Consider the following 12,669-nt stretch of genomic DNA (forward strand, 5'->3'; position numbering starts at 1 on the left):
TGCCTGATTGCCCCGGTTGCTATCAGGCAATAGTGGCGACTATGCTGCATCTTGAGCGTTTCAGATAAGGAGATTGCAGATGATTAAAGTCAGGCCAACGGCGGTAGCCGGGCGCTTTTATCATTCAGATGCCGCCACGCTGAGAGCCGAGCTGGACGGCTGGCTGGAGCCATTGCCCGCAGACCCATCGATTAGGGCCATTGTGGTGCCCCATGCCGGCTATCAGTTTTCCGGTAAGGTGGCCGCTCAGGCATATCGGTATATCAGGGCGCTTGGCGAGCGGGTACGCAGGGTGATCCTGGTGGGACCTGCGCATACCATGGCATTTGATGGCCTGGCACTGCCATCAGCTGATCTGTTTGTGACTCCCCTGGGCAATGTTGAAATCGATAAATCGCTGGTGGCAAAACTCAGGGATGAGCCGAAAGTGACTGTCTATGATTTGCCCCACGCCAAAGAGCACTGTCTGGAAGTGCAGCTGCCGTTTTTACAGCAAGCCCTTGGCCAGTTCAGTTTGCTGCCGCTCCTGTACTCCAGAGTCACCCCTTGGTATCTTGAGGAGATGATGGCAAAAGTCTGGGATCCGGCGGATACCCTGCTGGTCATCAGCTCAGATCTCAGTCATTACCATGAATATGATGAAGCCTGTGGCCTGGATGCCCGCAGTATGGCGATGATAGAGGAAGGTGTCCCCAGATTAACGCCTCAGCAGGCCTGCGGCGCGACCGGCATCAATGCGCTGCTGCATCTGGCTCAGCATCGTGGATGGCAGTTTGAGCGGCTTGATTACCAAAACTCCGGCGATACCGGAGGCAATAAACAACGAGTGGTGGGCTATGTCAGCTATGTCGTCCGTGAAGTACAGCCAGTTTGAGCTGGCACAGTTATTGGCTGTGGCCAGAGTCGCCATTGCTTCACATTTTGGCGGCAATGCGGCGGTGCTGCCGAACATTGCTGATTATGATGAGCGTTTGCGGGCGACGGTGGGTTGCTTTGTCACGCTGGAAGTCAGTGGCCAGCTGCAGGGCTGCATCGGTACCATTCACAGCCAGCAGCCGCTGGTGCAGGAGGTGCATAAAAAGGCGCTGTCAGCGGCCTTTCATGACAGGCGTTTCTCGCCACTAACGGCCGCTCAGTTACCTGCACTGACGCTGGAAGTGTCTGTGCTCAGTCGGCCGGTGCGTCTGACGACAGGCACAGAGCTCGATTGCCTGAATCATCTCGACCGTCACAGACCCGGGGTCATTTTATCCCACGCTCAGCACCGCGGGGTGTTTTTGCCTCAGGTGTGGGACAAACTCAGAGGACCAAAGGAGTTTATTACCGCGCTGAAACGCAAAGCAGGTATCGACCCCACCTTACCCACCACCGCCATGCGGGTAGAGCTGTTTACCGTCGACAAACACAAAGAGCCATACTGGCAATCCTGATAGGCGACCCTGTTGCCCGGTGATATCAGCATCCTAGCGATATCTGCCCTCCCCAAAAAACCTGCCTGAGCCGGTTTTTTTGTCTGGTTGGGTTGCTGTCTATAATACCAATTTCACTTAATAGTTGATCCGTTTCAGCGGGAGTTCAATGCACTTGAGACAAGGCGAGCCGGCGAAGTCATAGTGGTGCTATATCAAGACGGCTCAACACAGTATCAAGTGCATTGAAACCCGCACTGCGTGAGCGTGTCAGGCATCCTGCTTCTGTGTTGCATTGCTCTCAAAGGGAGCCACCCTTAGTCAATCAATGCGCCTTGAATCAGCATCCCTGACACGCTCTGAATTGATCAAACTATTAATGAAGTTGGTATAACAGCTCAGCGCAGCAGATGCTCCAGCTGATTGCGGACATTGGCCAGACCTGAATCTGTGTGGGGAATGGTCAGGGACTTATAACCATCGCCGCGAAATGCTCTATCCAGCTCAATCAACACATGGGTTTGATGGGCTTCGGGAATAAATGACAGCTCCACTTCTTTCACACCAAACAGGCTGCGGCTGTTGGGGCGATATTCCATTTCCTGATAGATACCTGAGCGCGAGCGAAAGCCGGGCGCAGAAATAAAGCCTTTTTCCACGTCGGCCTTCATCATCTGATAACCGGCGCGCTCCATCACCTGCAAACAGGTTTTCACTGCTTCGTTGGGATAGATGTACAGATGATCCTTGTCGGCGGCATCCAGTCCCATGTCGATGCTCAGGCCTGTGGTCAGCCAGACTACGGACTGATTGACCCGCACCGGCAATTCGGTCACCGGGGTTTCCGGGTGCAATTGGGCGCGAAAGGGGATACGGCTCTCCTGACCGGGTTGAATCGTAGTTTTGTCGGACAGGTGCCACTGCTGGATAACCTGATTGCGGAAATAGCTGCCTTCATCGGTTTCCACCTTGGCTTTGGTCATTAATGCCAGCTCCAGGCCGGACAATTCCTGAGCCACTTCGCCACCGGTAATTACGATTTCGGCATGAAATTCCTGGCCGGGCAGCAGATGTTCGGTTTGCAGTACGGTATCGACTTTGGCGGCACCAATGCCCACTGAGGCCAGAATCTTTTTGAACATGACGCTTTTGCTCCTTGTAAACGACAACTCCCCAAGGGGCCGGGGAGGATTGGCAACACTTAACCACAAATTGGCAGGCTTGTCTGCTTCCTCGCCCCGGTATTGCGCGGCAAAGTCAACAATGCCGGTAAAGCTTACAAAAATGTAAGTTTGGGGAAAACTTGGCGCAAGTTAAGGGTTGTACAGTAGCCACATCGACACAGATTGTCGGACTGAATCACAACCGCGAGGAATACCAAATGAACACCATCAAGCACAGCAAAACCTCAGTATTGGCCTCTGTACTGGCAGCCACGCTGACCCTGACCGCAGCAGGCAGCGCCCTGGCGGCCGATGCTCCAAATCCCCACAGTGCGGATGCCATCAGTCTGCAGCAGGCTATCAGTATTGCAAGACAGCAAACCGGTGCTGAGCCAACGGAAGCCGAGCGTGAAATGACCATGGGCAAGCCGGTTTACGATGTGGAGCTGGTTGCCGCGCAGGGCAAAGAGTTCAAGGTGCGTATCGATGCCACTACCGGTGACATCATCCGCAAGCGCGAGAAAGTTGAGCATGACAGAGATGACATTCAGGAGCAGGCAGATTGGCTGGCAGGCATCGCTTCCGGGCAATACCTGTCGCTGGACAGCGCGCTGACCAAGGCGCAGCAGGAGCAAACCGGTCAGGTGTACGAGATTGAACTGAGTGATGACTTTGGCATCCACTACAAAGCCAAATTCATTCAGGCCGACGGCAGCAAAACCAAAGTGACAGTACCGGCGGCAAAATAATCGCTGACAGCGGCTTGGCCTATGGGTAAGACAGCTGAGCATGACCAGGCCATCTGTGCATGATCAATCAGGGTGTCTTGCTCTGGCTGGGGGCGCTGACCACACCGGCGAGTAAAATTGAACTGGAGATAAGTGTATGCAACAAACCTCTTTTACCGGCCTGTGGGCTGGACTTAAATCGCAACTGCTGAATATTCGCCACCATGGCGCCAAAGGTGTGGCCGAACTGCTGGCTTTCAGCCTGTTTTTTATGTTGGGACTGGTTACACTGGGAACCTGTTTATTGGCAGGTGCGGCAGCGGCTCTGTATGCCAGGTGGCAGGCAGGGAAAACCGGTTCTCCGGCCCGTCAGCAGGACGATGCACCGGTGGCGGATACCCAGTCACAGGCTCAAGCTCAGACCCAGACAATCGTGATTGCCTGAGTCAGCCGGATGTCACGCGCCTGATACACCCAGAGAGATAAGAGAGTCTGCATGCGGATATTGTTGGTTGAAGATGATGCGAGCCTGAGCCGCTTTGTGGAAAAGGGGCTGCAGGAGGCGGGGCATCAGGTTGAAGTCACGGACAATGGCAAACACGCCCTGACGTTGTGCATGACGGAGCAGTTTGAGGTCGCCATTGTCGATCGCATGCTGCCTGGGCTGGATGGTTTGTCGCTGGTTAAAGCCCTGCGCGCTGCCCAGATAGCCACACCTGTGCTGTTTCTGACCGCGCTGGGCGGCGTGGATGACAGAGTTGAAGGGCTGGAGGCCGGTGGTGACGATTACCTCACCAAGCCGTTTGCCTTTTCCGAGTTGCTTGCCCGGGTCACGGCTTTGTCGCGCCGCTCCCTCAATATCAGTGCCCAGGCCAATCCTGAGCTGTGCGTTGGCGATTTGGTGATCAATCTGTTTGAACATACCGCCAGTCGTCAGGGTAAGACGCTGGACTTGCAGCCCAAAGAGTTTCGTATTCTGGAGCTGTTTATGCGTCATCCCGGGCGGGTGATCACCCGCACCATGCTGCTTGAACATGTCTGGGATATTCATTTCGATCCCCAGACCAGCGTGGTGGAAACCCACATCAGCCGTCTGCGCAACAAGCTGGAAAAACCCTTTGGCGACAGTCTGATCCAGACTGTGCGTGGCGCTGGCTACAAGCTGGAATACAAACCGGGTGAGGCCTCATGAAGCTGACAGGATTTTTGCCCCGATGGCTGCAAAGCAGCGCCACTCAGCAGGGACTGGCGTTTATTCTGGTGTCGCTGCTTAGCCTGGTGCTGATGGCCAGCATCAGTCTGGCCTATGTGGATTATGAGCTGGGCAAACAAAACCGCGAAATTGTCGCCGAGACCCGCGAGCTGGTGGGCCAGACGACACCCAAAATCGACGATGATCCGATAGATGACGACGATATTCTGGCGATTATGGCCTCCGGCTTTGTACTTTCCGGGGTGTTGGTTGCCATGCTGACCATCGCCATAGTCGTGGTCATGAGCCGTGCCAGTGGCCGGCGTATCCAACGCATCGAGCAGGTACTGGCAGAAGTGGCCGAGGGTAATCTGGCGGCCCGTACCGGTGAGCAATACAAGTTTAATGATCTGGCCCGCATCGCCGTGGCCGTCGATGAAATGCTGTCGCGATTGCAGGGTTCAGTCGCCGCCATGAGTGATATTTCAGTAAATATCGCCCATGAACTCAAGACGCCCATCACTCGGCTGCAACACAACCTGATGAATCTGCAGGATGAAGCCGAGCGGGCTGGTGCGACGCACAGCGAGGCATTTACTCAGGAGCTGCAGCAGGCGCTGAATGACTCAGGTCGGCTGGCGTCGATTTTCGATGCCCTGCTGCGCATTTCACAGATTGAATCCGGTGCCCGTCGCAGCCGTTTTACTCAAACGGATCTGTCGGCCGTGGTCGCCACCGTGGCCGATATTTACACCGATGTGGCAGATGACGCCGGTATGCAGCTGAGCGTCAGCAAACCTGCCACGCCATTGATGCTGCAGGGCGACAGGGAATTGCTTATTCAGCTGTTGGCCAATCTGGTGGAAAACGCGCTGAGATATTGTCCTCAGGGCAGCCGCATTAGCCTGAGTTGTGAAGCGCGTGGCGATGGCATCTGCCTGCAGGTGGCTGATAATGGCCCGGGCATTGAAGATGTGCAAAAGGAGCGGGTATTTGAGCGTTTGTACCGGGTCGATAAAAGCCGCACCGATGGCGGTTTGGGGGTGGGGTTGGCGCTGGTGAAGGCGATAGTCGGGCTACATCATGGGCAAATCAGTCTGCACGACAACCACCCGGGGCTGGTGGTGCAAATCATGCTGCCACGGTAATCATCACTGCTTAACAGACCCGAATGAATACTGCACAGGGGAGCTTAGGCTCCCCTGATTTTTTGCTTTTATGAAACCTGATTTTTTGGCTTTTATGAAACCTGAGTTTGGTTTTTTCAGAATGCGCTGGCGCGAGCGCTGAGTGACACCCTGTGATTGATATTCAGCCCATCGAGCGCATCGACAATATCATCGTCCGCCAGCGCCTCTGGCACTTCCAGCTGCAGTTTCGCCTGATACACAGTTTCATTGGATCCCATCACAGCAACTCTATGGTTTTCCTGATGACTGATGATCACCCCCAAACCATCCAGCAGGGAATTGATGTCGTGGGTGAGTCCCGGCCTGTCGGCGCAGTCCAGCGTGACATCCAGCGCCCTGTGGGCTGTCGGCTCGTTACTGCTGTCAACAAAGCTGAAAAGCAATTGGGGAAAGGTGGTTTCCAGCTGATCCTGCAGGATTTCTGGATTTTCAGAATCAATGGCCAGTTTCATCATGGCGCAGAATTGATCTTCGATACGAATGATTTTGCTGCTCAGCCAGTGTCCACCGGCCTGACGGGTGACTTTGGCGAGATCAGCGATCAGATGAGGAGAAAATGGGCCGCTGATACTGCAGATAAAACAGGTTTGCATAAGACCTCCATTGAGCTGGCTGGGACGCGTTGCCCCTGGGGGCTGACTCATCTTGTGCTGATTACACCATATCAGGCTTGGGCTGTCAGGGGATAGCGACAATTGTCATAATCGGCAGCCAATATCAGCAGCCGCCATCAGCAGTCAAGATCAGCACAGGTTGTCGCACCAAAGTAGGGGAGTTTTTTAACTAAAGCATGACCGCCCTACGCTCCGGCCTTTGTTAGCTTGGTAACCTAGACAATGGTGAGGAGTGGCAATGAACAAGTACATTATTGAGCGCACCATCCCGGGGGCGGGCGAGTTGAGCGCAGAGCAGCTGATGGGCATTTCCCAGACCTCCTGCAGCGTGCTGGCGCAGTTGGGCCCCCAGATCAAATGGCTGGAAAGCTATGTGACCGACAACAAGGTGTACTGCGTCTATCTGGCGCAGAACGAACAGATCATTCGTGAACATGCCAGCCAGGGCGGCTTCCCGGTCGACAGTATTGCACAGATCAGCAGTGTGATCAGTCCGGCGACAGCCAAATCATCCTGAGTCTTGGCAGGCTTTGCTTCCGTCATCTCTGCCACAGCCCTGATGGCGCTGGATGATGTCTGCGCCGCTAAGCTCTGCACCAGGGAGAGTTTGAATTAACCTCTCTGGATTGGATGGATAAGCTGATGGAACACTTGCTGCCAGGTTAAATGGCCTTTGATCCCGGCCTGAGTAAACTGATCTACTGATTTTCAGCCTGTTTTTGCTTTTGTTTTGCCAGAACCGGTGTTACAAATTGGGGTGTTTTGGTAACAAAAAATTGTGCTTGCGGAGAACTATATGAGTTTTATTAAAGAATTCAAAGCGTTTGCGGTGAAGGGCAATGTGGTTGATATGGCGGTCGGTATCATCATTGGTGCCGCCTTTGGCAAAATTGTGTCGTCCTTTGTGGCTGATGTGATTATGCCACCCATCGGCATGCTGTTGGGTGGGGTCAACTTCAGTGATTTGGCTGTGGTGCTCAAAGAGGGCAGCGAAGGTGTGCCGGCGGTGATGATCAAATACGGTGCATTTATTCAAACTGTGGTCGACTTTGTGATTATCGCGTTTGCGGTATTTGTCGCGGTCAAAGCCATCAACTCGCTGAAAAAGAAAGAAGAAGCCGCACCTGCTGCGCCACCAAAGCCAACTGAAGAAGTGCTGCTGCTGACTGAAATTCGTGACTTGCTGTCCAAAAGCAAGGCGGAGTGAAGTTCCGATGGTGATTTGGTTGTTTTGATAGCAAAAAATACCCCGGCAATTGCCGGGGTATTTGTTTCAGTCACTTTGCAATGGCTAAGCCTTTTATCAGAATCTCAGTTTAAGGCCTGCTTTGTAGATAGTTCCCAGTACATCGTAGCTGCTTGGGAAAGTGTTACCAGAGTTGTAGGCTGTGGTACCTGCGGTATCACCAACAACAGGTGGTTGCTTATCCAGCAGGTTATCAATACCTACAGTGACTTCAATATTCTGGGTAACGGCATAGCTGGCGAACAGGTCTATGTAGCTATAACTGCCGATATGACGGAAAGGCTCGTACATGTTTTCAGCTTCGTTTGGCAGCACGTCGATGGCACCCTGATATCTCCAGTTTACTGAGGTGGTCAGGTCATCCCAAGACCAGGTCAGTCTGGTTGTTGCTTTAACATCAGAAATCGGGTTACAGCTGGTACCAAAGAAGCCATTACAGTCGACCACAGGGGTTGCTGCAGAGCTTTGGGATTCCTGAGTCAGATATTTGTTGACGTTACCGGTCAGTTGCAGTTCACCCCAACGACCAATTTCAAATGTCAGGTTATATCCAACTTCAATACCCTCAGCTTTCAGGTAGTCCAGGTTGGTTACAAAGGTGTCGATACCTGCCAGATCGCCCGTCAAGTCACCGCCCTGACGATTGATTTTGGCACATTGGGTCATATCTCCCAGCATGTAACAACCATCCAGAACTTCCTGTGGGCTGAACGAACCAATCACATCTTCAATGCGAATGTCGTAGTAGTCGACCGACAGAGAGAAGCTGTCAGCAAATGGCAGCTCAGGCGTCAGCACGATACCTGCGGTAAAGGTGTCTGCGGTTTCAGGCTTGGGTAGATTGGTTGGGTCACTGCCATCAAAGGTGTTCACCTGACCTGCAATGATGTTTGGAATAACGCCCACTTCTGCTGCGGTCATTCCCGTGGCGATACAGAGTTCTGTCAGTCTGGCATCAATATTTCCTGCGTTGGCTGAAGAACAGGGATCTATCGTTGCATCGCCCAAACCACGGGTGATGGGTGAGAAAAGTTCACCAATGTTGGGGGCTCTGGTTGCTTGCTGCTCCATGACTCGCAGCAATACTGAATCGATCGGACGCCAGTTCAAACCCACTTTCCACGCGTCATTCGAACCAAAGCTTGAATAGTCTGCCGCACGATAACCAAACTCAAGGTTCATGCTGTCAACCATTGTCATATCATCAATCAGCGGCAGAACGCCTTCCACATACCATTCTGTTACATCGTAACCACCGCTGATAGGCAGAATATTACCGCCCGCACCACCCAAACAGCTTGCGGGCGCTTGCTTCCAACATTCATCAGGTTCGAAGGTGCCGGTTTCAGTTCGCTTTTCAAAGCCCAGACCGAGAGACAGCCCTCTTGATGCAGTTGGCAGGGTGGCAAACTCCAACTCACCGGAGATAAAGCCGCCAAAGATTTCCTGTTCATAAGTTTCTTTCAGCAAAGCCGTGGCACCGGCATAAGCAGCCATTTCTGGGGTGATACTGCCATATCCGCCAAACAGATTGATTGGTACGCACGAAGAATCGCCGTTTTCACATACTACATCGCCATTGGCATTAGTGGTCGCCATCAAAGCATTCTGGATATTGGTCAGGTTGGTGTAGCCTGCGGAAACCTGCAGACGGTTTGACTCACCATATTGGTAGAACAGCTCATAGTCATAGTTATCAAGTAAAGTACCGCGAATACCTACCGTACCCTGCCACAGATGAGATTCGTAACTGGTTGAACGTTCTCCTAATTCCAGTGTACGGCGTCTCAGCCTGACATCCAGCAAGTCTTCTGAGTCTACAACGCCATTGCCGTTGGAGTCAGTCCAGTTTTTGCCATCAACCAAGGTGCCTGCAACTCGCGCAGCGTTGGCGGAGTCAAGCATAGTGGTTAAGGCAGAAGATGAAATTAACGGATTGTACAGCGGTAATACCAGGCTCGCCCCGAATGTACCTGAAGGCGCAACCTGTTGGGTTACCGTCGCATTGGTGTAGTGGAAATTACCAAATGCTTCGACTTCATCAGAAATCCCGTAATGGGACTGGGCCATGAAGTTATAACGTTCAAGCGGTGTTTGGTAGTAGTTGAAGGGGTTGAAGTTAAATACAGAACAAGGTGAACCTAATGAACCATCATCACGGAATTGCATGCTGATGGGAGTTCCCAGAACTTCGAAACGGGTTGGAATGGATGTTGTTGAACCACTGCCGGAAACATCAACAACACTTGGACCACCACATCCCCCGATCGGCTCTGGTGCAGTAGCGCCATCCAGAAACTCCTGATAGCCAGCGCCATTATCTGTACGGATACCGAATTGCCCAAGCTTGCGGTCTGCGAGTAACACAGGATCACGCTTTACATAACCAAAAGACATCACAGCATTACCGTTGCTGTTATCAAAATTTCCACCGAGAGTGACTGCTATATAGTTATTCTGGCCATCGCTGTCTGCGGTTTCTGAAATATTGGTATCCACAGCAACGCCGGAAAAATCGCGTTTCAGAATAAAGTTCACTGCGCCGGATACTGCATCAGAACCATAAACTGCAGATGCGCCACCCGTCACAATATCAACGCTTTCGATCATGGCTGTAGGAATTGAGGCGGTATCAACCCGGCCACCTATGTTGAATGGCACCATGCGCTTGCCATTCAACAAAACCAGGTTGCGCTGTGCACCCAAGCCTCTGAGGTTTACTGTGGCTGCACCTGCAGTACCATTGTTTACGTTGCCTCCATCACCGGGAATTGTCGCGGGCAAATCCCTCAATATTTTTTCGACTTCTGGCTCTTGGGCCATTCCTATTTCTTCAGCCGAAATAGTTTGAATCGGTGAGCTGGATTCGAGACCGATAGCGGTAATCTTAGAGCCTGTGACCTGAATCCTTTCGATATTCTCAGTTTGTTCCTCTGCAATGACAGTATTTACCATCGCTACGGTTGATGCTGCACCTGCAATCAGAGCATAACGAACTGCACATGCCAGCTTATTTTGGATGTGTTTTTGCATTACTAATCTCCCAGAAACTATTTGTGTTTAATTAGCAGTAATGCCATCTGCTTTAACGATGTAATCACAATAAATTAACATGTGCAATAATTGGTATCTTTTTAATGTTTGAATTTAGATAGTAATGGTCGCGGGCTAAAACTTTGGATTTACAAGGACTGCTTTCCTCAATAAGGAGATAATTCTGGAATAGGTGCAATCAAATCCGTTTATTGTCGGCAAAAATTAGACCTGTTGTTCTGTGGGGGCGATGTCTCTGGAGATAGATTGGTTAATTGAGGGGGGGGACAGGCCTTGTTGAAGACTCGCATCAGGTAATCTGCCCCGGTAAAGTTTCTTTAGTTGAGGTAGTGAATGCTTCTTGAAAGTAACTAATTGGTTGTTAGCAGTAATGCAGTTGGATATAGGTACACAGGATAGCGATGCATTGGATTTGTAATATTGGATTTTATTGCCAGCGATATCGGTTATTGCGGTATGAATTCCTTCAACGTTTGCATATTGCAGACGTTTCTGCAGATATTCCTGGGTTGTTGTGCCTGTTCAGGGCAAAACCCAGTTGAAACAATCAAAACTAATCAATTGAACATCTTGACGGATGGCAAGTAGCGATAAAGGTATGCATTCTGCAGTACCTTTATCAACCATTGCTGTCATATCAGAACTGACCAACTACGATCTGGCGGCGCCAGAGTCTGGCACTTTCCTCAAGCAGTTTCAGGTTCACTTCGGCAACCTTGCGATTGGCAGGCTCTGCCAGCACTGTGCCGGCCACCCAGGCGTTGAATGCGCCCAGCGCAGGGCCTGCCCAAATCTGATAGTCCATCTCCCGGCCCGGCTCACCGATATTCGACCAGCGACTGGAGAGCCCCAGATACCAGCGGAAAATCAGTGCCATTTTACGTTTGGGGTTATCCAGTGCGCGCTGAATTTGCGCCGGATCCCGCTCGTTGAAGTGGCGCTGGGTCATGGTCCAGATCTCCTCCAGTGAGCATCTGAAAATCTGGCTTTCCAGTTTTTCCCGCTCCTCACCCGGGAGAGCCTCAATGCTGTCGTACAGACGGTACAGTTCCCACAGCTTATTGGCGCGCATGGGAAACAGAGTGCCCCGTTTGACCACCTGCAGTTTTACGCCCATCTCGAACATGTCGGCGGCGGGCGCCATGGTGACATCCGCCATCTGAGTGGTGGCCAGCAGTTTGCGGGTGTGCTCACTGGCACCGGCTTCGATACAGCTTTGGTTGATGGAGCCAGTCACCACATAGGCGGCGCCCATGGTAAAGGCCGCCAGCATGGCTTCCGGTGTACCGAGTCCGCCACCGGCGCCGACCCGCAGTGGCTGTGGATACTGATATTTGGCCTGCAGCTGATGTTTCAGGGTAATCAGAGTGGGCAGCAGGGTAACCAGCGGGCGGTTGTCCGTATGACCGCCTGAATCTGCCTCGGCGGTGATGTCATCCGCCATGGGCACCTGCTGCGCCAGTTCAAACTGCTCGGCGCTGATAAGCCCGGCATCCAGCAAAGGGGTCAGCAGTTTAACCGGTGCCGGCGACATAAAGTGGGTCGCCACTTCAGTGCGACTGACTTTGGCGATGACTTTGTTGGCGATATTGATACTGCCATCCGGGTTGCGACTCAGGCCTGCCGCGCGATAGCGCACTATGTGCGCGCTGAGTGCCAGATAGGCGGAGGCCTCCACCGTGCGTACTCCATGCTTGAGGTACATCTCCACTGCGCCCTGCTCAAGGGCGCTTTCACTGGGGCTGTGGATCAGATTAAAGCAGTATGGACCGTCCGGCAGTGCCGCCTGAATGCGCTCAATGGCCTGCTCGACCCGGGCGGGCACCAGCCCTGCCGCGCCGAACGAACCCAGCATGCCGGCCTTGCCCATGGCGATCACCAGGGCTTCGGAGGCGATGCCGTTGGCCATGGCGCCGGCGTACAGCGGATATTTCAGGCCGTGGGCAGCGCAAAAGTCGCTGTCACCCAGTTTGCCGGCATCCAGCGCCGGCACTATGGCGCGGGTGTTGGCATCGACCGCTGACTGGCGGATGGGCGTGGCGCCATCCAGCATCAGTGCAAACGGCTCAGGGC

Annotated in this window: 11 protein-coding genes and 1 pseudogene; 8 read left to right on the plus strand and 4 right to left on the minus strand. The window is 52.8% G+C overall.

What is annotated here, in order from left to right:
* Positions 1 to 79 precede the first annotated feature (79 nt).
* Positions 80 to 874, plus strand: a complete 795-nt coding sequence (gene amrB, locus ACRRUX_RS17820; protein ID WP_432532838.1) for an AmmeMemoRadiSam system protein B — start codon at positions 80 to 82, stop codon at positions 872 to 874.
* Positions 837 to 1,430: an AmmeMemoRadiSam system protein A gene (gene amrA, locus ACRRUX_RS17825; RefSeq protein ID WP_432532840.1), complete on the plus strand. Its 594-nt coding sequence runs from the start codon at positions 837 to 839 to the stop codon at positions 1,428 to 1,430. The genes amrB and amrA overlap by 38 nt, the downstream gene beginning before the upstream one ends.
* Before the next feature lie 377 nt (positions 1,431 to 1,807).
* Here the strand turns inward: amrA and ACRRUX_RS17830 are convergent, their stop codons facing one another.
* The gene (locus tag ACRRUX_RS17830; RefSeq protein WP_432532842.1) at positions 1,808 to 2,551 is read right to left on the minus strand and encodes a sporulation protein; all 744 of its coding nucleotides are present in this window, start codon (positions 2,549 to 2,551) and stop codon (positions 1,808 to 1,810) included.
* Between the two features lie 239 nt (positions 2,552 to 2,790).
* Here ACRRUX_RS17830 and ACRRUX_RS17835 point away from each other — a divergent pair, with 239 nt between their 5' ends.
* The 4 genes from ACRRUX_RS17835 to ACRRUX_RS17850 all read left to right on the plus strand — a co-directional run bounded on the left by ACRRUX_RS17835 (position 2,791) and on the right by ACRRUX_RS17850 (position 5,640).
* Positions 2,791 to 3,321: a PepSY domain-containing protein gene (locus tag ACRRUX_RS17835; RefSeq protein ID WP_432532844.1), complete on the plus strand. Its 531-nt coding sequence runs from the start codon at positions 2,791 to 2,793 to the stop codon at positions 3,319 to 3,321.
* A 136-nt stretch (positions 3,322 to 3,457) separates the two neighbouring features.
* On the plus strand, positions 3,458 to 3,745 hold the full coding sequence (locus tag ACRRUX_RS17840) for a hypothetical protein (RefSeq protein ID WP_432532846.1): 288 nt from the start codon (positions 3,458 to 3,460) through the stop codon (positions 3,743 to 3,745).
* A 51-nt stretch (positions 3,746 to 3,796) separates the two neighbouring features.
* Positions 3,797 to 4,492, plus strand: coding sequence for a response regulator transcription factor (locus tag ACRRUX_RS17845; protein WP_432532848.1), 696 nt, complete (start codon positions 3,797 to 3,799; stop codon positions 4,490 to 4,492).
* A complete protein-coding gene (locus ACRRUX_RS17850) occupies positions 4,489 to 5,640 on the plus strand; it encodes a sensor histidine kinase (protein WP_432532850.1) in 1,152 nt (383 codons plus the stop codon). The genes ACRRUX_RS17845 and ACRRUX_RS17850 overlap by 4 nt, the downstream gene beginning before the upstream one ends.
* 116 nt (positions 5,641 to 5,756) lie before the next feature.
* On the opposite strand, the gene ACRRUX_RS17855 is transcribed toward ACRRUX_RS17850, so the two are convergent.
* Complete coding sequence (locus tag ACRRUX_RS17855; protein ID WP_432532852.1) at positions 5,757 to 6,275, minus strand: glycine cleavage system protein R; 519 nt, start codon at positions 6,273 to 6,275, stop codon at positions 5,757 to 5,759.
* 259 nt (positions 6,276 to 6,534) lie between these two features.
* Here ACRRUX_RS17855 and ACRRUX_RS17860 point away from each other — a divergent pair, with 259 nt between their 5' ends.
* Together ACRRUX_RS17860 and mscL are read left to right on the plus strand one after the other, a co-directional pair.
* A complete protein-coding gene (locus tag ACRRUX_RS17860; protein WP_432532854.1) occupies positions 6,535 to 6,813 on the plus strand; it encodes a DUF4242 domain-containing protein in 279 nt (92 codons plus the stop codon).
* 279 nt (positions 6,814 to 7,092) lie between these two features.
* The gene (mscL, locus tag ACRRUX_RS17865) at positions 7,093 to 7,503 is read left to right on the plus strand and encodes a large-conductance mechanosensitive channel protein MscL (RefSeq protein ID WP_432532856.1); all 411 of its coding nucleotides are present in this window, start codon (positions 7,093 to 7,095) and stop codon (positions 7,501 to 7,503) included.
* A gap of 96 nt (positions 7,504 to 7,599) precedes the next feature.
* Here mscL and ACRRUX_RS17870 read toward each other — a convergent pair whose 3' ends face one another.
* Together ACRRUX_RS17870 and ACRRUX_RS17875 are read right to left on the minus strand one after the other, a co-directional pair.
* On the minus strand, positions 7,600 to 10,575 hold the full coding sequence (locus ACRRUX_RS17870) for a TonB-dependent receptor domain-containing protein (protein ID WP_432532858.1): 2,976 nt from the start codon (positions 10,573 to 10,575) through the stop codon (positions 7,600 to 7,602).
* Between the two features lie 685 nt (positions 10,576 to 11,260).
* Positions 11,261 to 12,595, minus strand: a pseudogene (locus ACRRUX_RS17875) (PfaD family polyunsaturated fatty acid/polyketide biosynthesis protein); the annotation flags it as partial.
* Between the last annotated feature and the right edge of the window lie 74 nt (positions 12,596 to 12,669).

Origin of the sequence: Shewanella sp. GXUN23E (genome assembly GCF_050865035.1) — a bacterium.
Classification (GTDB): Bacteria; Pseudomonadota; Gammaproteobacteria; order Enterobacterales; family Shewanellaceae; genus Shewanella.